This is a genomic window from Okibacterium sp. AC114 (assembly GCF_979253355.1).
Genome location: NZ_CEEDBR010000001.1, coordinates 577599 through 601751, shown reverse-complemented (window position 1 = coordinate 601751; position 24153 = coordinate 577599). Strand labels below are relative to the sequence as shown.

The window sequence follows — 24153 nt, the reverse complement described above, 5'->3', positions numbered from 1 at the left end:
TGGTGCTCGGTGTGCTTACGGGTTCGGCGTCATCGTGTATTTGGTGCTCAGGTATTCGTGGATGCCCTCGAGCCCGCCCTCTCGACCGATGCCCGACTGCTTGACACCGCCGAAGGGTGCGGCTGCGTTCGAGACGACGCCCACGTTCAGTCCCATCATGCCCGTGTCGAGCCGCTCGATCATGCGCTGCCCGCGCGCGAGGTTCTCGGTGAAGACGTAGGCGACGAGGCCGTATTCGGTGTCGTTCGCGAGGCGCACGGCATCCTCTTCGTCGTCGAACGGGATGATGGCGAGCACCGGACCGAAGATCTCTTCGCGCAGGATGTCGCTTCCCGTCGGCACCTCGGTGATGACCGTCGGGGCGAAGAAGGTGCCGTCTCCGTCGATGGCCGAACCGCCCGTGAGCACCTGGGCGCCGCGCGTGACGGCGTCGTCGGTGAGCGTGCGGGCCTTCTCGACCGCCGACGCGTTGATGAGGGGGCCGATGGTGACGCCCTCGTCGGTGCCTCGGCCGACGCGCAGCTGTTCGACGCGTTCGGTGACGCGGCGGGCGAACTCGTCGGCGATGCCGCGCTGAACGATGAAGCGGTTGGCCGCCGTGCAGGCCTGGCCGATGTTGCGGAACTTGGCGAGCATGGCGCCATCCACGGCCTTGTCGAGGTCGGCGTCGTTGAAGATGACGAAGGGCGCGTTGCCGCCCAGCTCCATCGAGGTGCGCAGCACGTTCTCGGCGGCCTGGGCGATGAGCCTCTTGCCGACGGCCGTCGAACCCGTGAAGCTCAGCTTGCGGAGGCGGGGATCGCTGATGATGGGCTCCGAAACGGGGCCCGAGTGCGTGGTCGTGACCACGTTGAGCACACCGGCGGGCAGGCCGGCATCCGTCAGTAGCTGCGCGAAGAACAGCGTGGTGAGCGGCGTGAGTTCGGCCGGTTTGACGACCACGGTGCAGCCAGCGGCGAGCGCTGGCGCGATCTTGCGCGTGGCCATGGCGAGCGGGAAGTTCCAGGGCGTGATGAGGTAGCAGGGGCCGACCGGATGCTGCGACACGATCGTGCGGCCGGTGCCCTCGGGGTTGACGCCGTAACGCCCCGTGATGCGCACGGCCTCCTCCGAGAACCAGCGCAGGAATTCGCCGCCATAGGCCACCTCGCCGAGCGATTCGGCGAACGGTTTGCCCATTTCGAGTGTCATGAGCGTGGCGATCTCGAGTTTGCGCTCCTGCAGCAGGTCGAAGGCGCGGCGCAAGATCTCGGCGCGCACGCGCGGTGCGGTCGCGGCCCATTCGGCGGCGGCGTCGACCGCGGCGTCGAGGGCCGTGATGCCGTCGGCTGGCGTCGCATCGGCGATCGTGGCGATGGTGCGACCGGTCGCGGGGTCGGCGACGTCGAACGTGGCGCCGCCCGAGGCATCCCGCCATTCGCCGCCGATGAAGAGGCCGGAGGGCAGGGAGGCGAGCAGCGTCGCTTCGTCGACGGGGCGCGGAGCGGATGCGGTGTTCTGGGCGGCGGTCATGCGCGGGCCTCCTGCGTGTTCTCGGTCGATGCCTGGGCGTCGAGTGCCGCCAAGACGACGTCGATGCCCTCGTTCAAGAGCGTGTCATCGATCGTCAGCGGGGGCAAGAAGCGGATGACGTTGCCGAACGTTCCACACGTCAGCACGATGACACCCTCGGCGTGGGCGGCCTTTGCGACGGCCTGCGTGAGCGCCGCATCCGGCTCTGTGGTGCCCGGTTTCACGAACTCGACGGCGATCATGGCACCGCGCCCCCGGACATCCCCGATGCGCGCGTCGTGCGCCTGGCGGTCGCGGAACCGGCCCGTGATGAGGTCGCCGATGGCCGCGGCGCGCTCGACGAGGTTGTCTTCCTCATAGGTTTCGATGGCGGCGAGCGCGGCGGCGCAGGCGAGCGGGTTGCCGCCGTAGGTTCCGCCGAGGCCGCCCGCGTGTGTGGACTCCATGATCTCGGCGCGGCCCGTGACGGCCGACAGGGGCAGGCCGCCCGCGATGCCCTTGGCCGTGACGACCAGGTCGGGCACGATGCCCTCGTGTTCGCTCGCGAACATGGCGCCCGTGCGCGCGAAACCGGTTTGCACCTCATCGGCGATGAAGACGACGTCGTTGGCGCGGGCCCATTCGACGAGCGCGGGGAGGAATCCCTCGGCGGGCACGATGAAGCCGCCCTCGCCCTGGATGGGTTCGATGATGATGGCCGCCAGGTTGTCGGCGCCGATCTGCTTCTCGATGAGCTGGATGGCGCGCGCCGCAGCATCCGCGCCGCTCAGGTCGCCGTCGCGGAAGGGGTAGGACAGCGGGGCCCGGTAGATCTCGGAGGCGAAGGGGCCGAAACCGCTCTTGTAGGGCATGGACTTGGCGGTCAGCGCCATGGTCAGGTTGGTGCGGCCGTGGTAGGCGTGGTCGAACGCGACGACGGCCTGCTTCTTGGTGTGGCTGCGCGCCACCTTGATGGCGTTCTCGACGGCCTCGGCACCCGAGTTGAAGAGGGCCGTGCGCTTCTCGTGGTCGCCGGGGGTCAGGCGGTTGAGCGCCTCGGCCACCTCGACGTAGCTGTCGTAGGGCGTGATCATGAAGCACGTGTGCGTGAAGGCGGCCACCTGGGCTTGCACGGCCTCGACCACGCGGCGAGCCGAGTTGCCGACACCCGTGACGGCGATGCCCGAACCGAGGTCGATGAACGAGTTTCCGTCGACATCGACGACCACTCCGCCGCCGGCCGCCTGCGCGAAGACGGGCATGGTGGTTCCGACGGCCGTGGGCACGGCCTGTTTCTTGCGCTCCATGAGCTCGATCGAGCGCGGACCGGGGATGCTCGTGACGATACGGCGTTCCTGCGCGAGGGTTTCTCCACCGATGGCGGGGGCGGTCAGGGTCATAAGATCCTCCTTCGCAGGGCGTTCAGAACGCGGCTGTCGGCGATGCTGCCGTTCACGCCATGTTAGGGATGAGGACCGGATGCCTCGACTGCCGTTCTGTCGAAACATCCGCTCTCTTTTCGACAGAGCGGCAGGTCGTGGCTAGAGTGGCGGCATGCGACCGGCCCTGCGCAACGTGCTCGACGCCCCCGACCTGCACCTGACCCTCGTCGAAGGCGGTGGCCCCGGCGCCCTCGAGCGTGGAATCGACTGGGTGCACGGCTCCGATCTGCTCGACCCCACCCCGTTCCTGGCCGAGGGTCAGGTGGTGCTCACGACGGGTACCCAATTCGCGGATGCCTCGGAGCCCGACTTCGCCGACTACGTGCAACGCCTCGTGCGCCGCGGTGTGCGCGGTCTCGGTTTCGGCACCGAGGTCATCCGCGCCGGAACTCCCGCGGAGCTCGTCGCCGCCTGCCACGCCTCGGCCCTCCCCCTCTTCGAGGTGCCCTATCGCACGCCGTTCATCGCCGTCGTGCGTGCAGTCGCCGATCTGCTCGATCGCGACGCCCACGAGCGCGATGATTGGGCACGGCAGGCGCAGCGGGCACTGTCGCTCGCGGCGTTGCGGCCACATCCGATCGAGGCGGTGTTGGCCGAGCTTCACCGTCAGCTCGGGCATCCGGTCTTCCTCGTCGGCGCGGATGCTTCGGTGCGCGAGTCGCAGGCCGCGTCGGCATCGGCATCGGCGCGAGACGTCGTCGGCACAGAAGCAGCCCGGCTGCTCGACCGCGGCCAGCGCGCCAGCTCGTCCATCGCCGTCGGGGCGGCGGGCGGGGCTGGCCCGGCTGGCTCGGCTGGCTCGGCTGTCGCCGCTGCCGGCGAACACGCCACCCTGCAAACGATCGGCCGCGCGGGCGAACTCCTCGGGGTTCTCGCCGTCACATCACCCACGAGTGCATCCCTCGACCGCGCCGCCCAATCGGTCATCACGGGCGTCGTGGCCCTCCTCGGCCTGGCGCTCGAGCACGACCGCAGCCGAGCCCGCGACGGCGTCGAGCTGCGGGCTGCGCTCCTCGAGGAGGCCCTGCGCGGCGCCCCCGAGACGGCCGCCCGTCTCGCCCGCGACACGGGCAATCCATTCCCCGACGGACCCCTCGTCGTCGCGCGCCTGCGCCAAGCCGCCTCCGAGACCGAAGTGCTGCTGCGTGACACCACCTCGGCGAGCGCCGACGGCCTCGTCTTCGCGTCCCGCACCGCCGACGGCCTCATCCTCTGCGGTTCGCCCGCCCGCATCGCGGTCCTCGCCGAACGTGCCCGCTCACGCGCGGCCGCCGTCGGCCTGTCGAGCCCCGTCGCCCTCCCCGCGCTGGCCGAGGCCGCCGAGCATGCACAGCTCGCCTGCGCCCGCGCGGGTTCCAGCCAGCTGGTGCGCTTCGACGACCTCGTCCAGAACGGCATGCGCTCGGCCCTCGACGCCGACCGTCTGCGTGCCATCGCCGAGGCGCTCATCGGCCCGGTGCGCGAACACGATGCCCGATTCCAGAGCGGTTTGCTCGAGGCATCCCGCGTCTGGCTCGAGCACAACGGGCAGTGGGAGAAGGCCGCGGCAGAGCTCGGGATGCATCGCCACACGCTCAAGGCGCGCATCCGCCAGGTCGAGCAGCTCACCTCCACGTCGCTCGACTCGTTCGCCGCTCGGGCCGAGCTGTGGCTTGCACTCACGGCCTCAGAGGCGTCTTAGAGCGCGAGTCCCCGCACGAACCGCGTCAGCCGCGCATAGGCGTCGCGTCGAACGTCCGCCCGCGACAGCAGGATGTCGTGCAATGCGCCGTCGATCCGTGCAATGGTCACGGTGGGCGCCAGTTTCAGGGCGCGCATGGCGATGTCGTCCACGTTCAACACGATGTCGCTCGAGCGCATGGCCTCCGACCACACGGGTGCGATGGTCGACCGGGCCGACACCATGGTGAAGACCGCCGCGTCGATCGACAACCCCATGGCCACGCGCGCGTGCCCGGCGAGCACGGCGTTCAGCCATGCGGGCCGCACGGGGAAACCGCGCTCGGGCCGCCAGTCGAGGTTGTACTCCCAGTCGCCACCCTTGGCCTTCAGCACGCTGCGGGTGTAATAGCCGAGGTCCACGTTCGGCAGGACACGCAGCGGGTCGACCCGCGCGCCGATGCCGATGAGCGGCGTGAACACTTCGCGGCCGAAACCGCGCGCCTGAAACTCGAGCCAGGGCGAATTCAACACGACCGCCTCGGCGCGTCCCGGATGCCGGTCGGCCCACAGGCTGAGCGTGAGCCCGCCCGTCGAGTGCCCCATCAGAATGAGCGACCGCGACGGGTGGTCGGCCTCGCCGTGTCCGATGACCGACAGCGCAGCCTCGAGGTCCTCGTCATAGGTGGTGAGGTTGTCGACGAAACCGGGGGTCTGGCCGTCGCGCAGGCTGCGGCCGTACTTGCGCAGGTCGACGGCATAGAAGTCGGCGCCCATGCGATGCCAGTAGCGCGCCAGCTCGGTCTGGAAGAAGTAGTCGGACCACCCGTGCACATAGAGCACATCGGTGCGCCGCGCCGGGCGGTCGTGCAGCCCGAAGTCGGGCCCAGGCTTGTATCGCACCAGGGTGGCCGCGACCTCGCCCTCGGTGTCCGAACCGAGCGGCAACGTCAGCTGCTCGAAACCCGGCCCCAGGATGTCGGGGTGCCACGCTGCGCTCGCCATGACGTCAGCTCACCCCATCCATGAGGTCGTCGCTCCCCCGCACACAAACAGACATGCCCCCACCTTAGGGGCGGGGGCATGCCTGACGCTCAGTCTTGTCTGACGCTCAGTCTTGTCTGACGCTCAGTCTTGTCTAACCCTCAGTCTTGTCTGAAGCTCAGTCGAGGTCGGCGAGCGACACCGGCTGGCTGGCCGTGGGCTTCGCGGGCTCGGAACCACCTTCGAATGCCGTGTCGCCGGCCTGCGGTGCCGCGTGGCGCGGACCCTGGCCGTCGTCGCTCTTCGGCGACGCGTCGGCGGGCGTGGCGGAGGCGTGCTTGGGCGCCGGACCGTTGATGTCGCTGTCGGTCAGGGGCTCGTCTTCGCCGCGCGAGACGTTGACCATCTCGCCACGGGCGACGACCTTCACGCGCACGCGTCCCTCGGCCTCGCCCAGGGCCATCTCGTGCTGGTCGAGGTTGTGCCAGCCGTCGAGGTCGGTGAAACGCACGCCGCGCTCGGTCAGCAGGGCGGGGATGCTCTCCTCGGACGGGTCCTCGGGGCTCCACCAGCTGGCCTGGTCGTTGATGACGTGCGAAACCGTCTCCATGGCGTCGGACTTGGTGTGGCCGATGAGGCCGACGGGTCCGCGCTTGATCCAGCCCGTGGCGTAGACGCCGTGCAGCAGGTCGTTGTCGTCGCCCGACAGCACCTTGCCCTCATGGTTGGGGATGACGCCGTGCTTGTCGTCGAAGGGGACGCCGTCGATGGGCGAGCCGAAGTAGCCGACCGCGCGGTAGATCGCCTGGATCGGAACCTCGCGGATCTCACCCGTGCCTTCTACTCCGCCCTGGCCGTCGGGCCGCGTGCGCTCGTAACGGAAGGCCTGGACCTTGCCGTTCTCGTCGCCCACGACCTCGAGCGGCTTGGCGAAGAAGTGCAGGTGCAGGCGGCGGGATGCCTGGCCGGTCTCGCGTTCGCGCCACTTCTGCAGCACGCGGTCGATGACCATGACCTGCTTGTTGCTGGAGACGGCGATCTTGGATGCCTCGTCGTAGTCGAAGTCTTCGTCGTAGACGATCATGTCGACATCGCGCAGCTCGCCGAGCTCGCGCAGTTCGAGCGGCGTGAACTTCACCTGCGCGGGCCCGCGGCGCCCGAAGACGTGCACATCGGTGACGGGAGACTGCTTGAGCCCCTCGTAGACGTTGGCGGGGATCTCGGTCGGCAGCAGGTCTTCGGCGTGCTTGGCCAGGATGCGCGACACGTCGAGCGCCACGTTGCCATTGCCGATCACGGCCACGCTCTCGGCCTCGAGCGGCCAGGTGCGCGGCACGTCGGGGTGTCCGTCGAACCAGCTGACGAAGTCGGCGGCACCGTAGGAGCCGTCGAGGTCGATGCCCGGGATATCGAGATCGGCGTCGCGCACGGCACCCGTCGAGAAGATGACGGCGTTGTAGTGCTTCTTCAGGTCGTCGAGCGTGATGTCGGTGCCGAAGTGCACGTTGCCGAAGATGCGGATGTCACCGCGGTCGAGCACGTCGCGCAGGGCCGTGATGATGCCCTTGATGCGCGGGTGGTCGGGCGCGACGCCGTAGCGCACGAGCCCGTAGGGGGCCGGCAGCTGCTCGAACAGGTCGATCGAGACGTCGAATTTGCGTTCGGATTTGAGCAGGATGTCGGCGGCGTAGATTCCGGCCGGTCCGGCACCGACGATGGCCAGCCTGAGCTTGGTCATGTTGTTTCCTTAGTTTGTGTGGTGGGGAGTCGTTAGTGGCTGCGGTCGACGATGGTGCCCGCGAAGCGCACGAGCGCCTCTTTCACGGGGCCCTTCGGCAGCACGTCGAGTGCGGCGACGGCTTCGTCGGCCCAACGGTGGGCCTCGGCCAGCGTGCGCTTCGTGACGTCGTGTTGGCGCAGCTCGGCGATGGCGGCGTGGAAGTCGTCGGAGGCGCCGCTCTCGCTGTCGGAGACATCGGCCCGGGAGGCATCGATCCCCGTCACGTCGGCCTCAATGCGGCCGAGAAGCGCGGCGGCCTGCGGGTCGGTCTCGGCCTGACGGCGCAGGTAGATGAGCGGCAGCGTGACGACGCCGGCGCGCAGATCGGTGCCGGGCACCTTGCCGGTCTCTTCGGGCTGCGGCGACAGGTCTATGACGTCGTCGACGAGCTGGAACGCGATGCCCACCTTCTCGCCGTATTCGACCATGGCCTGCTCGTATTCTTCGGGGGCGTGCGAGAACGAGACACCGGCGCGCGCGGCCGTCGCGATGAGCGAACCGGTCTTGTCGGCCAGCACCTGGATGTAGTGCGCCTCGGGGTCGTCTCCCGGCTGCACGCCGACGGTCTCGTGCAGCTGACCGAGCACGAGGCGCTCGAAGGTATCGGCCTGCAGCAGGATGGCGCGCTCACCGAGCGAGGCCATGAGCTGGCTGGCGCGGGCGAAGAGCAGGTCTCCCGTGAGGATGGCGACCGAGTTGCCGAACACGGCGTGTGCGCTCGGCACCCCGCGGCGCTTGTCGGCGTCGTCCATGACATCGTCGTGGTAGAGCGAGGCGATGTGGGTGATCTCGATGGCCTCGGCGGCCGTGATGACCTCGTCGGTGACGCCGTCGCCCAGCTGCGCCGTGAGCAGCGTGAGCATGGGGCGCACGCGTTTGCCGCCCGCCTCGAGCAGGTAGCGCGTGGTGGCATCGGCGACGCTGTCGGCGAAGCCCAGCTCGCGCATGAGCCCCTCTTCGATGCGGTCGAGCCCGTCATCGATCGACGCGATCAGGTGTTTCGTGCCCGGGGACGCGAAAATGCGTTCGGTCAGGCCCAGCTGACTGGTCAGACGGCTGCCTCGACGGGTGGCGCTCGGATTCACAGCTCTAGCCTATCCATTGCGGGTGGGATGGTGGGTGCCGGTCGTTGGCCGCACCCGCGGGTTACTCGGCGGCAGGAAAAGGCTTGGTCGCGCGGTGCAGTGCCACGATGCCGCCCGTGAGGTTGCGGTAGTGCACATCGGTCCACCCCGCCTCGCGCAGCCACGAGGCCAGCGTGCGCTGGTTGGGCCAGGCGTGGATGGAGTCGTTCAGGTATTCGTAGGACGCAGGGTTGGAGGAGACGACCTTGGTGAGCGCCGGCATGACCTTGTTGAGGTAGAGGTCGTAGGCCGTGCGCATGGCCGGGTTTGCGGGCGTCGAGAACTCGCAGATGACGATGCGGCCGCCGGGGCGCGTGACGCGCAGCATTTCTTCGAGGGCCGTGCGCGGGCGGACGACGTTGCGCAACCCGAAGGAGATGGTCGTCGAATCGAACTCGTCGTCGGCGAAGGGCAGCTCGGTGGCGTCGGCCTCGACAAACGAGACGCGGTTGAGGTGACCGTATTTCTTCTGGCCGACGGCGATCATGCCGGGCGAGAAGTCGGCCGCGACGACCGTGGCGCCCTCGTGAGCGATGGCCGCGCTCGACGTGCCCGTGCCGGCTGCGAGGTCGAGCACCTTGTCGCCCGGGTGCGGGTCGAGCGCCTTGACCGTGGCCACGCGCCAGAGCAGTGCGTTGCCGGCCGACAGGATGTTGTTGGTGCGATCGTATTTCGCAGCGACCTCGTCGAACATCGCGGAGACTTGCGCGGGCTTTTTCGAGAGGTCTGCCTTGTTCATCCCCCCATCCTAGGCCGGGTTTCCGGGGCGTAGGCTGTGGGTGTGACCGATACCGAGACCCGGGTTCTAAGCGTCGAGACCATCGAGATCTCCGACCTGAAACAAATCATCCCGCTCAGCGATCCCGAGCGACCGCTCCTGTGGATGCGCAAGGGGCAGGGGCTCGTCGGCATCGGCGAAGCGGTGCGCCTCGAGTTCGAGGGGCCGACGCGCATGCAAGACGCCGCGGCGGCCTGGCGCGAGCTCGTCGATGCGGCCACGGTGTCCAACCCCGTGCAGCTGCCCGGCACGGGTCTCGTGGCGTTCGGCGCTTTCGCGTTCTCGGCGTCGTCGGCCGAGAAGAGCGTGCTCATCGTTCCGCGCATCATCCTCGGCAAGCGCGACGGGCGCTTCTGGGTCACCAAGATCACCGTTGCGGGCGACGACCGGCCGCTCCCCCGCCTCGAGCCGCGGGCCTTCGGCGACGAATACCGCATCTCGCTCTTGCCGGGCGACGAAGATCCGGGGGCCTTCCGCGCCGACGTCGAGACGGCCATCCAGCGCATCGTGCGGGGAGACGTGGGCAAGGTGGTGCTGGCGCGCAACCTCGTCGGACACCTGCCGGAGGGCTCAGACATCCGCCGCGTTCTCGTCGACCTGGCCATGGGCTATCCCGATTGCTGGACGTATTCGGTCGACGGCCTCATCGGCTCGAGCCCCGAAACGCTCGTGGGCGTCTCCAATCGCACGGTCTCGGCGCGCGTGCTGGCCGGCACCATGTCGCGGGGGCGGGATGCCGACAGCGATGCCGAGGCCGCGACATCCCTCGTCACCAGCGTGAAAGACAACGACGAGCACGCCTTCGCGGTGCAGAGCGTGGTTGCGGCCCTGCGCCCGCACTCGCCGCACCTCACGTGGAGCGAGCTGCCCTTCGCCCTCAAGCTGCCGAACCTCTGGCACCTGGCCACGGATGTCGCGGGCCCCCTCACCGATCGTGCGACCTCGCTCGACCTCATCGCCGCCCTGCACCCCACGGCCGCCGTCGCGGGCTTCCCGACCGACGCCGCCCTCGCCCTCATCGACGAGCTCGAACCCTTCGACCGCGGTCGTTACGCGGGCCCCGTCGGCTGGGTCGACGCAGCGGGCGACGGCGAGTGGGCCATCGCACTGCGCTGCGCCCAGATCAGCCCCACGGGTGACATCACGGCTTACGCGGGCTGCGGAATCGTGGCCGAGAGCGACCCGATGAAAGAGCTCACCGAGACCAAGATGAAGTTCCGTCCCATCGTCGAAGCCTTCGGATAGACGAGTTCGTCAGCCGAAAATCTGTTTACCTGGGCGAAACACGGCCACGCCACGGGCGGAAACAAAGCTCCAGCAGGATGTGACCACGCGATAAGCAGCGCGTGCGAGCGAATGGGGTTTTCTCAATGGATCAAGGTAATACGGCGTTCTTGTTGATCGCCGCCGCCCTCGTGCTTCTCATGACGCCGGGGTTGGCATTCTTCTACGGTGGTCTCGTCAAGGCGAAGAGCGTCATCAGCATGATGATGCTGAGCTTCGGCTCGATGGGTCTCATCGGTGTGCTGTGGGTTCTCTACGGTTACGCCATCGCCTTCCCGGGTGCCGAGGGAACACTGTTCCCCTGGGCCATCGACGGTTCGGCTCTCGGCCTGAACAGCCTGCTCGAAACGCCTGAGGGCGCGGCCTACCCGCCGCTCGCCTTCGTGGCCTTCCAGGCGACGTTCGCCATCATCACGGTCGCCCTCGTCTCGGGCGCCATCGCCGACCGCGCCAAGTTCGGCAGCTGGATGGTGTTCGCCGGTGTCTGGGCGACCGTCGTCTACTTCCCGGTCGCCAGCTGGGTCTTCAACTTCGGCCTCGCCGAAGACGGCAGCTTCGCCTACGGCGGCTGGATCACACACGGCCTGCAGGATGTCTTCGGGGTCGGTGCCATCGACTTCGCCGGTGGAACCGCGGTCCACATCAACGCCGGTGCCGCCGCCCTGGCCCTCGCCCTCGTCCTCGGACGTCGCGTCGGATTCCAGAAGGGCGCGAACGTTCCTCACAACCCGCCGTTCGTCCTCCTCGGTGCCGGTCTGCTCTGGTTCGGATGGTTCGGCTTCAACGCCGGTTCTGAACTCGCCGCCGACGGCACCGCCGCCCTGGCCTTCGTCAACACCATCGCCGCTCCGTCGGCCGCTCTCCTCGCCTGGTTGGTCGTCGAGAAGGTCAAGGACGGCAAGCCCACCTCGGTCGGTGCCGCCTCCGGTGCCGTCGCGGGTCTGGTCGCCATCACGCCGGCGTGTGCCTCCCTCCACCCCGTGTGGGCCATCGTCCTCGGCCTCGTCGCCGGTGCCGTCTGCGCCCTGGCCGTCGAGCTGAAGTTCAAGCTCGGCTTCGACGACTCGCTCGACGTGGTGGGCATCCACCTCGTCGGTGGTCTCATCGGAACGCTGTACCTCGGCTTCTTCGCCAACAACACCGGCCTCTTCATGGGCGGCAACGGAGCTCAGCTGCTCGTGCAGGCCATCGCGGCCTTCGCGGTCATGATCTACTCCTTCGTCCTCGCCTACCTGATCGGCTTCGTCATCCAGAAGACCATGGGCTTCCGGGTGAAGAACGAGGACGAGATCGCGGGCATCGACACGTCGGTCCACGGCGAAGAGGGATACGTGCTCACCGACGCACGCTAACCCTTCGTCCCTCGACGAAAACCCCCAATCGCGGGTCTGGCTTCGGCCGGGCCCGCGATTGTCGTTTGCCGGCGGGCGCGCCTACGGGTGCTGCCCCGGTGCCGATTCGGCGCCTGAACGACCGTCGACGACGGGCCGTCTCAGACCGTCAGCGGTCGAGCGGAACTTCGATGACGACGGGTCGCTCGACGGGCGCGGTCAGGGCCTGGTCGAGCTCGGCCCGCGTCTTGGCGCGCACATAGCCCCATCCGAAACCCTCGGCGAGCTTCTGGATGTCGACGCGCTGCGGTGTGTAGAGGACGCGCTGCATGGCCTCGGGCGCGGCGCTGGCCGCCACCTCGAGCCCGTCGAAGATCGTGCCGCCGCCGTCGTTTCCGACGATGACCTGTAGGCGCGGCATCCGCTCGTCGTGGCCCGGCAGAAGTGCGCCGATGTCGTGCAGGAACGTGAGGTCGCCGACGAGAACGCGTGTGACGCCGGGTGAACCGTCGGCCTGGCTGGCGAGCGCGATACCCGTGGCCGTGGCCGTGGTGCCGTCGATGCCGGCGAGCCCCCGGTTGGCGTGCACGCGCACCTTCTTGCCCCCGAGAACCTGATCGGCCTCGCGGATGAGCCGGGATGCCCCGAAGACGAGTCGATCGTGCGGCCACGTCGCGCGCCACACCGCTTCGACGAGCAGGCGCCGGTCGAGCGGGCGACGGATGGCGGCGAACTCGGCCTGCGCGAAAGCGAGCCGCTGGGCGGGGTCGTGCGAGTGTCCGGCCTCGAGGTCGGGGGCGACATCGTCGTCCTGCGCCGCGAGAACGGCTCGGGATGCGACCACCCACGCTCCGAGCCACGCGCGGTCGACGGGGCCCGATGTCACCGACACCTGCCCGACCACGCGGGCGTTTCGGCCGGGGTCGTAGGCCTCGGCACCGTGCGGAGCGACGACGATGGTCTCGACATCCGCTCGTTTCAGCAGCGCCGGCACCTGGCGGGAGAGCGTGGGATGCCCGAAGACGATGGCGCGTTCGATGCGCCCACCGAGTTCGGCGTCGTCGAGGAGCGGGCGGTATCCGGCAACGAGGTTGCGGCCGAAGCGGGAACCGCTCGTGACCTCGGCGATGAGCGGCCACCCGCCCGCGTGGGCGACGTCTTCGGCGGCGGGGCCGGCGGCGTTGCCGGCGATAACGACGGTGCGCGGCCCGCGTTCGACGAGCAGTGTGGAGCGACGGCGGCGGTCGCTCTGCGTCGCGGCGTCATCGGAGGAGGCTGGGGCGTCGAGGTGGGCGCGCACGCGCTCGAGTTCGAGCTCGTCTTCGGCGTCGGAGACGGAGGACAGCGGTTCGCGGAACGCGAGGTTCAGGTGCACCGGGCCCGGGCCTGCGACGCCCTTCGTCGTGCCGACGGCGTGGGCCCAGGACTCGCTCGCGAGGGCGGCCGGATCGAGCGCTTCGTCGCCGGGCTGGCTGCGGAAGCCCCCCGAGGGACCGGGCGCGGGAACGTCTGTCGTGAAGCGGGCGGCCCGGCCGAAAATCCCGGGCTGGTGAGTGGTCTGATTCGAGCGGATGCCGCGCAACTCGGTCGGGCGGTCGGCCGTGAGCAGCAGCATGGGCACACCGCTGTGGTGTGCCTCGAGAACGGCGGGGTGCAGGTTTGCCACGGCCGTTCCGCTCGTCACGACCACGGCGGCAGGCACGCCGGATTCGGCGGCGAGCCCGAGGGCGAGAAAGCCAGCGACCCGTTCGTCGAGTCGCACGTGCAGGTGCAGGAGACCGGCGCGCTCATATTCGGCGGCCGCGAGGGCGAGGGCTTGGGAACGTGACCCGGGGCAGAGCACCAGATCACGCAGGCCGAGGCGCACGAATTTGCCCAGGAGGCGAACGGCGAAGCGGGTGCTGGGCGAGGACTCAGACATCCGCTCGGCCTGCGCCGGGCTCGTCGTCGGACTTGCCGCGCTTGGCCGTGCCGTCGTCGGTGCCGGTCGGCTCATCGCCGGTGCCCGGCTCGGGTTCGGGTTCTGAAGCCGTGGGCTGAGTCGAGGATGCACCGGACGAGGGTGCACCCGTCGAACCGGCGCCTGTCGATCCGCGGGAGGGGCCGGCAGCCGCGGGACCAGTCGATCCGTCGGCGGGACCCTCGGAGTCGAGCGCAGCCAGTTCTTCTTCGAGGCGGCGGATGCGCTCGTCCTGATCAGGATCGACCGCGGACGCCGAGGAGCGGCCGAAGAATTCGGGGTTGTCGTCGGGCGGAAGCTGACGCGTGCGCGCTTGCGCTTGGCGGCCGCGCCCGATGAGGAACCACAGCACCACGCCCACGACGGGGAGGACCAGGATGATGACGAGCCAGGCCGGTTTGGGCAGCCCTCGCACTCGATCGTGGGCGAGCATGGCGCAGTCGATGACCGCGTAGATCGTTGCGACCACGACGACGACGACGAGTCCGAGCAGCAGGCGTGCCATCCCCCCATGTTAGTCGGCGCGTCTGAGCCTTTTCTCCACGGCGGCGGCTCCCAGCGGCCCGACTTACACTGGTGGAGTGAAACGCATCTCCCCCGTCCTCGTCTATACGGTCTTTCGGCTTCTCACCTTCGCCGTGCCCCTGACGGCGCTGCTGCTGATGCAGATCAACCCGCTCATCGCCACGCTGCTCGCAGCGCTCATCGGCGTGAGCCTGTCGTACATCTTCCTGCGCCCACAGCGCGAGCAGGTGTCGCGCGAGCTCTATGCGCGCCGCCACGAGGGCAAGACCTCGCCGCACGCCCACGATGACGAAGACGCCGAAGACGCGATCCATACCGACAGCACGGATGCCGCGGCCGCACGCCCGGCATCGGGGCACCGCCCCGCCACCGACGTCGCATCCCCCGCCGACACGAAACCGGCCGCAAACGAGCGCTGAGCCTGGCTCAACCACCCGTCGCGGCCGGCGTTGTGACGCGGTGTCGCTGCGACCCTCTTACTGACCGCCGCTGTACAGCCAGAAAGCCACGAACAGCGCGATCGCGTAGAACAGCTGCGCCACCCCGGTGAGCTTCAGCACGAGGATCAGTTCGCGCGGCGTGCGCGCGGTCGCCGTGATGATGCACGCGGGCAGCGCGGCCAGCAACACGAACATGGCGAACCACGCGGCCGGGTAGAAGAGCGCGAGAACGCCGGCGATGACGAACGGCACGAGCATCAGCACGATGTAGAGCACGCGTGTGGCCGTGGCGCCGATGAGCACCGAGAGCGTGCGCTTGCCCGACATCCGGTCTTGTTCGATGTCGCGCAGGTTGTTGACGACGAGGGCCGCCGTGGCCATGAACCCGACCGCGATGGCGCCGAACCAGGCCTCTTGGTTGAGCTGGTAGACCTGCACGAACGTGGTGCCGAGCGTGGCGACGAGGCCGAAGAAGACGAAGACGAACACCTCGCCGAGCGCGTTGTAGCCGTAGGGGCGCTTGCCACCCGTGTAGAACCACGCGGCGACGAGGGCCGCGGCTCCCACGATGAGCAGCCACCAGAGGCCCGAGATCACCGTGAGCACGAGGCCCGCGACGGCCGCGATGCCGAAGAAGACGAGGGCGACCGTCAGCACCGATTTGGCCGAGGCCTTTCCGCTGCCGACGAGGCGCTGCGGACCCACGCGGTTGTCGTCGGTGCCGCGGATGCCGTCGGAGTAGTCGTTGGCGAAGTTCACGCCGATCTGCAGGGCCACCGAGACGATGAGGCACAGGAGCGCGCGCACGGGGTGATAGACGCCCGGCTCGCTCGCCACGATCGCGGCACCGGTTCCCACGATGACGGGCGAGATCGACAGCGGCAGCGTGCGCACGCGCGAACCGTCGATCCAGTCGGTCAGCGTGGCCTTCTTCACGGCGTCGTACCGTCGCGCCGCGGGGTTGCCGCTCTTGCCGCGCCCGCTGGTCTTCGTGCGCACCGTCTTGTCGGCGTCGGCGTTGCGGCCGTTGACGTTGCGGGGGTCGACCGACCTCGTCGCGTCGATGCGTTGCTGCTTGGGTCGTTGCTGCTTGGGCGCCACTACCGTCTCCTTCGGGTCCGGAGCGAGTTTACGACACCGGGCTATGCCGGCGGGTTCACCGCGGTCTCGCGAGGGCCTCTTCCACGAGCGAGCGGATGCGGCGCCGGTCGGGTTTGCCCGACGACAACGTGGGCATCGTGCCGAGCGTCACAACCGCGGCCGGTTGGGCGGCCACCCCGAGGAGGGCCGCGACGTGCGCGCGGACCGCGGCTCGAGCATCCGTTTCGGCGTCGGAGCCCGAGCCGTTGGAGCCGGCCGCCCAGCCCGAACGCGAGCCCGAGCCGACCCCGGAGCCTGGGTTGCCGCTGGCGCCCGAACCGAGCGCGCCATCGGCGAAGAGGGCGACGACGGGAACCTGACCCCAGCGCTCGTCATCGACGCCGACGACGATGGCCGTGCCGTAGCCGTCCAGTGCACGCACGGCCTCCTCGACGCGGTCGAGGGAGACGTTCGTGCCACCCGAGATGATGACGTTGTCGATACGCCCTGACACCGAGACCCGGCCCGCCTCGACTGTGCCCGTATCGCCCGTGCGATACCAGCGGCGCACAATGCCATCGGCGTCGGGATCGCGGTGGAACGCCGCATCCGTGCGCTCGGGGTCACCGAGATAGCCGTCGGCGAGCATCGGGCCGGCGAGCTCGATCTGACCGTCGACGACCCTCGCCTGAGCGCCCGGTAGCGGGACACCGTCATAGACGCAGCCGCCCGCGGTTTCGCTCGACCCGTAGGTGCGCACGACGCGCGCACCCAACCGATCGGCGCGCTCGGCGAGCACCGCGTCGAGGCGCTGACCGCCGATCAGGATGGCGTCGTAGCTCTGCAGGGCGCGGCGCACGCGGCGTGAATCGGTTGCCGCATCGACCAACGTGAGCAGCTGGGCGGGTACGAGCGAGGTGAAGCGCAGGTCGCCGTCGAGACGCGACGTGCCTACGGCGAAGGCCCGGGCGTCGAACCGGCCGGGCGGCAGCACCCCGGGCGTCGTGCCGGCCGCGAGGGAGCGAGCAAGCACCTGCACCCCGGCTACGTAGTGCGTCGGCAGCGCGAGCAGCCACTGCCCGGGCCCGCCGAGCGCGGTCTCCGAGGCCGCGACACTCGCGAGCACCGCGTCGGCCGACAGCATCACGCGTTTGGGGATGCCCGTCGAACCCGAGGTCTCGATCACGAGCGCGGTCGATTGCGGCACGGTGTCGCGCGGCCCTGGACGCACAGCACCGGCTCCCGCGGGCGGATGTGCCGACGCACCCGGCGATGTCAACGGGGCCGACACGGCCGATGCGGTCGATGCGGCCGCGGCGCCGTCGTCAGAATGAGCCGGTGCTGCTGCCTGCACGGCCACGGGCAGGATGGCGGGCCCCGACCGATCGAGCGCCCCCCGCAGAGCCTGCATCACGGCCATCGGATCTGCGGCCGACACGCGCCGCAACTGCCTCGTCATGCCGCCGACCTCTCGAGCGAAAGGCTCAGTACTGCCACGGGTACGGGCCCCAGTCGGGTTCCCGCTTCTCGAGGAAAGCGTCGCGCCCCTCGACGGCCTCGTCGGTGCCATAGGCCAGGCGCGTGGCTTCACCCGCGAAGACCTGCTGACCCACCATCCCGTCGTCGACCGCGTTGAAGGCGAACTTGAGCATGCGGATGGCTGTGGGCGACTTCGTGAGAATCGTGCGCGCCCAGCGGATGGCCTCGACCTCGAGCTCGGCGTGGGGCACCACGGCATTCACGGCACCCATCTGGTAGGCGCGTTCGGCCGAATACTCCTCGGCCAGGAAGAAGATCTCGCGCGCGAACTTCTGCCCGATCTGCCGCGCGAAGTAGGCGCTGCCGTAGCCGGCGTCGAACGAACCGACATCCGCATCGGTCTGCTTGAACTTGCCGTGCTCGCGGCTGGCGATGGTGAGGTCGCAGACCACGTGCAACGAGTGCCCGCCGCCCGCCGCCCAGCCGGGCACGACCGCGATGACGACCTTGGGCATGAAGCGGATGAGGCGCTGGACCTCGAGAATGTGCAACCGCCCGCCGCGCGCCGCATCGACCCCCGCGGCCGTCTCGGAGTCGGAGTACTTGTAGCCGTCGCGCCCGCGGATGCGCTGGTCTCCGCCCGAGCAGAATGCCCAACCGCCGTCTTTCGCGCTCGGGCCGTTGCCCGTCAGCAGCACCACGCCGATGCGCGAGTTGAGCCGCGCGTCTTCGAGCGAGCGATAGAGCTCGTCGACCGTGTGCGGCCGGAACGCGTTGCGCACCTCGGGCCGGTTGAAGGCCACGCGCGCGATGCGCCCGTCGAGGCTGTGGTGGTAGGTGATGTCGGTGAGGGTGTCGAACCCGTCGACGGTGGTCCACTGGCTCTCGTCGAAGATCTCGGAAACGCTCATGCAGCCAGTCTAGACACGCGACAGAATGGACCCATGACGCCCAGCCTCGAAGATGTGTTGGCCACCCTGCGCGTGGTTGCCCTGCCCCTGACGACGCGGTTCCGCGGGGTGACGGTGCGCGAGGCGGCGCTCTTCGAGGGCCCGAACGGGTGGACCGAGTTCTCGCCCTTCGTCGAGTACGACGACGCCGAGAGCGCCATGTGGTTGCGAGCGGCCCTCGAATACGGCTGGGGCCAGGTGCCCGTGGCACGCCGCACGTCGATCGCCGTGAATGCCACCGTCCCGGCCGTCGCCGCTCAGGATGTCGCGAGCGTCCTCGCCCGCTATGACGGGTGTCGCACGGCCAAGGTCAAGGTCGCCGAACGCGGCCAGACCCTCGAGGACGACATCGCGCGCGTGCGGGCCGTGCGCGAGGCCATGGGTCCCGAGGGCCGCATCCGCATCGACGCCAACGCGGGGTGGAACGTCGACGAAGCGGAGCACGCCATCCACGCACTGTCGACGTTCGACCTGGAGTATGTCGAGCAGCCGTGCGCCAGCATCGAAGAGCTCGCCGACATCCGTCGCCGCGTGAAATATGCGGGCATCCCGATCGCTGCCGACGAGAGCGTGCGCAAGGCCGACGACCCGTTACGCGTGGCGCGAGCTGGGGCTGCAGACATCCTCATCATCAAGGTGCAGCCGCTCGGTGGAGTCACGCGCGCGCTCGACATCATGGCGCAGGCCGGACTGCCCGCGGTCGTCTCGAGCGCCCTCGACACGTCGGTCGGCATCGGCATGGGCGCGGCCCTCGCGGCGGCGCTCCCCGAGCTCGACTATGACTGCGGGCTCGGAACCGCCGCGTTGTTCTCGCGCGACGTCACCTCGAGCCCCCTCGTGCCGGCGGACGGCGCGCTCGAACCGCGTCGCGTCTCCCTAGACGAGGCGGCGGCCGCTCAGGTCGAGGCGGATGCAGAGCGCACCGAATGGTGGCGCAACCGTCTCACCCGCTGCTTCGCGCTCATCGAAGCCGACGCGCAGGCGTAGACAGGCGACCTACAGGCCCGAGTACGCGTGCAGACCCTTGAAGAAGATGTTCACGATCGTGAAGTTGAACATGACGGCCGCGAAACCGATGATCGCGAGCCACGCACTGCGTGAGCCCCGCCATCCGCGGGTCGCCCGGGCGTGGATGTAGCCCGCGTAGATCACCCAGATGATGAAGGTCCAGACCTCTTTGGTGTCCCAGCCCCAGTAACGGCCCCAGGCGCGCTCGGCCCAGATGGAACCGGCCATGAGCGTGAACGTCCAGAAGATGAAACCCACGATGTTCACGCGATAGGCGAGGTTCTCGAGGCGCTCGGACGAGGGCAGCGTTGCGAGGAACTTGAGCTTCAGCAGCTTGAGGTCTTTGCCGGCCAGCTCGCGCCGGTGCTGGAACAACTGGATGCCGCTCAGCGCGAAACCGAGCCCGAAGAACGCCGTGCCGAGGCTCGCGACGAACACGTGGATGATGAGCCACGCCGACTGCAGTGCGGGCGGCAGCGGCACGACGGCCACATAGAAGTTGACGCCCGAGACGCCCAGCAGGATGAGCACGAGGCCCATGACGAACGTTCCGAGGAACCGCAGGTCGACCTTGACGATGACCATGAGGAACACCATGACGATGAGCAGCGTGCCCGTCATGGCGAACTCGTACATGTTGGCCCACGGCACGCGCTGGGCGCTGATGCCGCGTGTGACGTCGGCCGTTGCGTGCAGCAGGAACCCGATGATGGTCAGCGCGACGCCGATGCGCAGCGTGGCGGAACGCTTGGGCGTGACGTCGCTCGCATCTTCGTCGACACGCTCGATGGTGGCCGTCGAGGACACCCGCGAGGTGGTCGTGGTCGCGGCGGAACCGGCCGATGCGACCTGCGCTCCGTCGGCACGCGAACCAGCAGAGGATGCGAGCGCCGCCTGCTCATCGGCGTAAGCACTCACCTCGGCCGACCGCTTTGCCAGGTCGAGCGCGAAGGCAATGAAGGCGAGCGCATAGATGGCCATGGCCGACCACAGGCTCAGCACCGAAAGTTCGTCGAGATTCACTTCTTAACAGTACCTCTCAGATCGCGCGGCACGCCCAGGATGGTTCCATGCCGATAGGCGATGGCATCGACGGCTTGTCGCAGCCCGGGGTCTTCTCCGCGGGCGAGTCCCGCGTACTGCAACGTGACGCTGCCGTCTTCCTTCTCGACGGCTTTGACCCACACGCGTCGGCGCGGCACGAAGAGCGAGGTCAGCAGACCCAGCATGACGAGGATGGCGAACAGCAGCACGAATCCCTGCGACGGGTCGTGGTGCACATCGAGCGACACGAAGCGCGGCACGGTGTTGTCGAAGTTGCCGGCGGCCTGCTGCGGTGAGGCGTTCTCGAACGTGACGGTGCCCATTCCGTTCGGCAGGTCGGATGTTTGCCCCGGTTGCAACTCGATCGAGTCGACATCCGTTTTGCCGCCCGTGAGCTGGGTCATGCCATCCGTCACCAGTTCATAGACCGATTTCGGCGCACCCTCGTTGATGCCGAGGTCGCCTTTGTAGACGTTGAGCGTGAGCAACGGGTAGACGAGGTCGGGATAGGTGGATGTGTAGGCGCCGGACTCGTTCTTCACGGCCGTGGGGTAGAAGAACCCGATCATGCCGAGCTGGTCGGAGAGGCCATCCGGAACCTTGACGACACCGATCGACGTGAGGTTGGCGTCTTGCGGCAGGAACGGCACCGAGTCGGTGAAGACCACGTTGCCCTGAGGGTCTTTCACCGTGATCTTGGGCGCGTAGCCGTTGCCGAGCAGGTAGACGTCGGTGTTGTCGTAGCGCAGGGGCTCGTTCACCTTGATGGTCTGCTTCTCGGGCTCCTGGCCGGGCGAGCGCGTCGTGACCTTGGCCGTGAAGTCGATCGGCTGACCGTAAGCGTCGAGGTTCTGCTTCTCGTACTCGACGGCGAAATCATCCACCGTGAGCGCATAGGGCGACAGGGTGTCCGGGTTGAAGAAGCGGCCCGGGTTGAACGAGTTGTAGTCGAGCAGGGTGTTGACGAAGGTCTGTCCCTCGACGAGCACGCGCTGCCCGGCATAGCCGAAACCGCCGCCCACGCCGATGGCCAGCAGGATGCCGACGAGCGCCGAGTGGAAGACCAGGTTGCCGGTCTCGCGCAGATAACCGCGTTCGGCCGAGACCGAGAGCGAACCGCCACCTTCGTACATCTCGACGCGATAGCCCGACTTCTTCAGCAGCGTGCGAGCCGACGAGATAGCGGATGCCGCGTCGGCACCTTCGACGGTCTGCTCCGTGTAGGAGTCCAACCGGTTGAGCCGGGCGGGCGTGCGCGGAGGCCGCGCGCGCATGGCCTGGAAGTGGTGCTTGGTGCGCGGGATCACGCAGCCGATCAGCGAGATGAAGAGCAGCAGGTAGATCGCGGAGAACCACGCCGAGCCGTAAACGTCGAAGAACTGCAGGTTGTCGAGCACGGGCGCGAGCGACGGGTTGTCGCGGAAGTACTGCGTGACGCCGTTGGGGTCGGAGCTGCGCTGCGGCACGAGCGAACCCGGCACCGCCGCGATGGCCAGCATGAGCAGCAGGAACAGAGCCGTGCGCATGCTCGTCAGCTGGCGCCAGGCGAACCGGATCCAGCCGACGAAGCCCAGTTTGGGTTGCTCGACGGAATTGTCGTCGTTCGTCGGCTGCCGTTTGGCGCTGCCGGAGTCGACGTAATCAGAGGGGCGTGACAAAGCCTTGGATCACCATCCCGAGTTGTGACATGAGTTTTCCCCAGATTCCGGAGACCATCAGGATGCCGATGATCATGAGGAGGACGCCGCCCGCGATGTTGATGGCGCGGATGTGGCGTTTGAGGAAAGCGATGGTTCCCGTCATCCAGCTGAGGCCGAGGGCCACCAACACGAAGGGGATGCCGAGCCCGATGCAATAGAACAGGCCGAGCAGGGCGCCGCGGCCCGTCGAACCGGAGTTGAGGCTGAGGCCCGTGATGGCGGTCAGGACGGGCCCGAGGCACGGCGTCCAACCGATCGCGAACACGATGCCGAGGAGCGGCGCACCGGCCAACCCGGTCGCGGGGCGGAATGACGGCTTGATGGTGCGCTGCATGAACGACACCTGGCCGACGAAGACGAAGCCCATGACGATGACGACAGCGCCGAGGATGCGCGTGATCAGGTCTTGCCACTGCACGAAGAACGCGCCGACCGTGCCGACGAACGCGCCCGTGAGCACGAAGACGAGCGTAAAACCGGCGATGAAGCCGGCCACCCCGAGCAGGAGCCGCGGCTTTCCGGGTTGCAGGCGGGCTGGCCGGGCCGACGAGCTCGAGCCGCCCGTGCCGCTGCCTGTGCGGGCGCCGGGTTTCGCGGCCGTCGACATGCCCCCGACATAGGCGAGATAGCCCGGCACCAGCGGTAGGACGCAGGGCGAGGCAAACGAGATGAGGCCCGCGAGCAGAGCGATCGGGATGGCCGCGACCAACTGCCCGTTCGCGACGATGTCACCCGGGTTCACGAGGTGGGCCCGGTCATTCGGCTATCGTTTCGCGCACCAGCGTGTCGAGGATCGACTCGGCGGGCAGCTGGCCCAGGATTCGACTCGCCACGCGTCCCTCTTTGTCGAGGACGATCGTGGTGGGCACGGCCTTCGGCGGCACGGAACCCGTGAAGGCCAGCTTCACCGAACCCGAGTCGACGTCGAGGATCGAGGGGTAGGTGATGCCGTAGGTCTTGTTGAACGAGGTGGCGGTCTCGGCCTGGTCGTAGACGTTGACGCCCACGAAGCTCGCACCCTTGCCCTCGTACTTCTCGTTCAGCTCTTGCAGCTGCGGCGCCTCGGCGCGACAGGGGGCACACCCCGCGTACCAGAAGTTCACGACCGTGACCTGGCCCGCGAGATCGGCCGAATCGATGGTCTCGCCGCTCTCGTCGATGCCCGAGAACGAGATCTTCTCGCCGCGCTCGTCGACGGGGATGGTGGTGACGCTGCCGTCGCCCGCGATGTAGCCCTTGTCGCTGCCCTCTTTGTATTGAGCGGCCAGCGGGTCGGCAGAGCAGCCCGCTAGGCCGAGGGTGGCGGCGATCGAGACGGCCAGGGCGACGGTTGCGAACCGGCGGCGCGGGCGCTGCGGGGCGAGGGAACCGCTGGGTGCGCCTGCTGCGACCGAGGTCGTGACAGGTGAGGACGTCGAACGTGCGCGGGTCATACTGCTCCTACGTCGATGGCCCCGGCGGCCAGTCCGGCCGCGGGGTTCGAATAACCGACCTCGATGAACGAATCCCCCACGCGTTCGAACGAAGTGATGCTGGACAGATCGCAGCGGCGACGGCGCGGATCGTGCGCCAGCTGCTCGCCCGCGATGAAACGGTGGGTGGTCCAGATGGGCAACTGGTGGCTGACCATGACGACGTCACCCTCGCCATCCGCCACCTCGTTCCACGCATCTTCCATCGCGCGCACCATGCGGTCGGCGATGGAAAGGTAGGGCTCGCCCCAGCTCGGCACCGACGGCGCGCGCAGCACGGGCCAGTTGAGCGGGTTGCGCAGCGCGCGCGACATGACCTTGCCCTCGAAGTGGTTGGTCGGCTCGATGATGCGCGCTTCGGTGCGGATGTCGAGGCCCGTGAGTTCGGCGATGGGTGCAGCGGACTCTTGGGCGCGCTGCAGGGGCGATGCGTACACCCGGGCGATCGGACGCTCGCGGGCGACGATGTCGTCGGCGGCACTCCGGGCCATGAGCTCACCACGTTCGGAGAGTCGGAAACCGGGGATGCGGCCGTACAACACACCCGAGGGGTTGTACACCTCACCATGTCGAACGAGATGAATCTGGCTAGCTCCCACCTGGCAAGTCTACGTTCGACTCG

20 protein-coding genes and 1 pseudogene are annotated in these 24153 nt (G+C 68.5%); 5 read left to right on the top strand and 16 right to left on the bottom strand.

What is annotated here, in order from left to right:
- Positions 1-15 precede the first annotated feature (15 nt).
- Together ACZ6IE_RS02965 and gabT are read right to left on the bottom strand one after the other, a co-directional pair.
- Positions 16-1512 (bottom strand): NAD-dependent succinate-semialdehyde dehydrogenase, encoded by a 1497-nt coding sequence (locus tag ACZ6IE_RS02965; protein WP_464606712.1) that lies wholly within the window; start codon positions 1510-1512, stop codon positions 16-18.
- The gene (gabT, locus tag ACZ6IE_RS02960) at positions 1509-2891 is read right to left on the bottom strand and encodes a 4-aminobutyrate--2-oxoglutarate transaminase (protein WP_464606711.1); all 1383 of its coding nucleotides are present in this window, start codon (positions 2889-2891) and stop codon (positions 1509-1511) included. Before gabT ends, ACZ6IE_RS02965 begins: the two co-directional genes overlap by 4 nt.
- A gap of 154 nt (positions 2892-3045) precedes the next feature.
- Between gabT and ACZ6IE_RS02955 the strand changes: the two genes are divergently transcribed.
- The gene (locus ACZ6IE_RS02955) at positions 3046-4614 is read left to right on the top strand and encodes a PucR family transcriptional regulator (protein WP_464606710.1); all 1569 of its coding nucleotides are present in this window, start codon (positions 3046-3048) and stop codon (positions 4612-4614) included.
- Here ACZ6IE_RS02955 and ACZ6IE_RS02950 read toward each other — a convergent pair.
- From ACZ6IE_RS02950 to ACZ6IE_RS02935, 4 genes and pseudogenes are all read right to left on the bottom strand, one after another.
- Entirely contained in the window at positions 4611-5597 is a 987-nt protein-coding gene (locus ACZ6IE_RS02950; protein ID WP_464606709.1) for an alpha/beta hydrolase, read from the bottom strand. The two genes, ACZ6IE_RS02955 and ACZ6IE_RS02950, sit on opposite strands and share 4 nt — an antisense overlap.
- Before the next feature lie 361 nt (positions 5598-5958).
- Positions 5959-7314: pseudogene (locus tag ACZ6IE_RS02945) on the bottom strand (FAD-dependent oxidoreductase); the annotation flags it as partial.
- A 32-nt stretch (positions 7315-7346) separates the two neighbouring features.
- Positions 7347-8441 carry a polyprenyl synthetase family protein gene (locus tag ACZ6IE_RS02940; RefSeq protein WP_464606708.1) on the bottom strand — a complete coding sequence of 365 codons (1095 nt, stop codon included), beginning with the start codon at positions 8439-8441 and terminating at the stop codon, positions 7347-7349.
- A 61-nt stretch (positions 8442-8502) separates the two neighbouring features.
- Positions 8503-9219, bottom strand: coding sequence for a demethylmenaquinone methyltransferase (locus ACZ6IE_RS02935; RefSeq protein WP_464606707.1), 717 nt, complete (start codon positions 9217-9219; stop codon positions 8503-8505).
- Positions 9220-9261: 42 nt separating this feature from the next.
- Between ACZ6IE_RS02935 and ACZ6IE_RS02930 the strand changes: the two genes are divergently transcribed.
- Positions 9262-10503 (top strand): isochorismate synthase, encoded by a 1242-nt coding sequence (locus ACZ6IE_RS02930; RefSeq protein WP_464606706.1) that lies wholly within the window; start codon positions 9262-9264, stop codon positions 10501-10503.
- A 125-nt stretch (positions 10504-10628) separates the two neighbouring features.
- Complete coding sequence (locus ACZ6IE_RS02925; RefSeq protein ID WP_464606705.1) at positions 10629-11894, top strand: ammonium transporter; 1266 nt, start codon at positions 10629-10631, stop codon at positions 11892-11894.
- A 148-nt stretch (positions 11895-12042) separates the two neighbouring features.
- Here ACZ6IE_RS02925 and menD read toward each other — a convergent pair whose 3' ends face one another.
- Both menD and ACZ6IE_RS02915 read right to left on the bottom strand, forming a co-directional pair.
- On the bottom strand, positions 12043-13794 hold the full coding sequence (menD, locus tag ACZ6IE_RS02920) for a 2-succinyl-5-enolpyruvyl-6-hydroxy-3-cyclohexene-1-carboxylic-acid synthase (RefSeq protein WP_464606704.1): 1752 nt from the start codon (positions 13792-13794) through the stop codon (positions 12043-12045).
- On the bottom strand, positions 13787-14338 hold the full coding sequence (locus tag ACZ6IE_RS02915; RefSeq protein ID WP_464606703.1) for a PLDc N-terminal domain-containing protein: 552 nt from the start codon (positions 14336-14338) through the stop codon (positions 13787-13789). The genes menD and ACZ6IE_RS02915 overlap by 8 nt, the downstream gene beginning before the upstream one ends.
- A gap of 76 nt (positions 14339-14414) precedes the next feature.
- Here ACZ6IE_RS02915 and ACZ6IE_RS02910 point away from each other — a divergent pair, with 76 nt between their 5' ends.
- Positions 14415-14777, top strand: coding sequence for a DUF4229 domain-containing protein (locus tag ACZ6IE_RS02910; RefSeq protein WP_464606702.1), 363 nt, complete (start codon positions 14415-14417; stop codon positions 14775-14777).
- A 57-nt stretch (positions 14778-14834) separates the two neighbouring features.
- Here ACZ6IE_RS02910 and ACZ6IE_RS02905 read toward each other — a convergent pair whose 3' ends face one another.
- The 3 genes from ACZ6IE_RS02905 to ACZ6IE_RS02895 all read right to left on the bottom strand — a co-directional run bounded on the left by ACZ6IE_RS02905 (position 14835) and on the right by ACZ6IE_RS02895 (position 18268).
- A complete protein-coding gene (locus ACZ6IE_RS02905; protein ID WP_464608578.1) occupies positions 14835-15797 on the bottom strand; it encodes a 1,4-dihydroxy-2-naphthoate polyprenyltransferase in 963 nt (320 codons plus the stop codon).
- Positions 15798-15954: 157 nt separating this feature from the next.
- On the bottom strand, positions 15955-17337 hold the full coding sequence (locus ACZ6IE_RS02900) for an AMP-binding protein (RefSeq protein WP_464606701.1): 1383 nt from the start codon (positions 17335-17337) through the stop codon (positions 15955-15957).
- A 25-nt stretch (positions 17338-17362) separates the two neighbouring features.
- Entirely contained in the window at positions 17363-18268 is a 906-nt protein-coding gene (locus ACZ6IE_RS02895; RefSeq protein ID WP_464606700.1) for a 1,4-dihydroxy-2-naphthoyl-CoA synthase, read from the bottom strand.
- Positions 18269-18301: 33 nt separating this feature from the next.
- Between ACZ6IE_RS02895 and ACZ6IE_RS02890 the strand changes: the two genes are divergently transcribed.
- Positions 18302-19294 (top strand): o-succinylbenzoate synthase, encoded by a 993-nt coding sequence (locus ACZ6IE_RS02890; protein ID WP_464606699.1) that lies wholly within the window; start codon positions 18302-18304, stop codon positions 19292-19294.
- Positions 19295-19303: 9 nt separating this feature from the next.
- On the opposite strand, the gene ccsB is transcribed toward ACZ6IE_RS02890, so the two are convergent.
- Genes ccsB through ACZ6IE_RS02865 form a run of 5 tightly spaced genes read right to left on the bottom strand, consistent with a single transcriptional unit; the run spans position 19304 to position 24130 of the window.
- Positions 19304-20296 carry a c-type cytochrome biogenesis protein CcsB gene (gene ccsB / locus ACZ6IE_RS02885; protein WP_464608577.1) on the bottom strand — a complete coding sequence of 331 codons (993 nt, stop codon included), beginning with the start codon at positions 20294-20296 and terminating at the stop codon, positions 19304-19306.
- Between the two features lie 38 nt (positions 20297-20334).
- A complete protein-coding gene (gene resB, locus ACZ6IE_RS02880; RefSeq protein ID WP_464606698.1) occupies positions 20335-22017 on the bottom strand; it encodes a cytochrome c biogenesis protein ResB in 1683 nt (560 codons plus the stop codon).
- Positions 22001-22801: a cytochrome c biogenesis CcdA family protein gene (locus ACZ6IE_RS02875; RefSeq protein ID WP_464606697.1), complete on the bottom strand. Its 801-nt coding sequence runs from the start codon at positions 22799-22801 to the stop codon at positions 22001-22003. Before ACZ6IE_RS02875 ends, resB begins: the two co-directional genes overlap by 17 nt.
- 13 nt (positions 22802-22814) lie before the next feature.
- Positions 22815-23492 carry a TlpA family protein disulfide reductase gene (locus ACZ6IE_RS02870; RefSeq protein ID WP_464606696.1) on the bottom strand — a complete coding sequence of 226 codons (678 nt, stop codon included), beginning with the start codon at positions 23490-23492 and terminating at the stop codon, positions 22815-22817.
- Entirely contained in the window at positions 23489-24130 is a 642-nt protein-coding gene (locus ACZ6IE_RS02865) for a histidine phosphatase family protein (protein ID WP_464606695.1), read from the bottom strand. The genes ACZ6IE_RS02870 and ACZ6IE_RS02865 overlap by 4 nt, the downstream gene beginning before the upstream one ends.
- Positions 24131-24153: the final 23 nt, after the last annotated feature.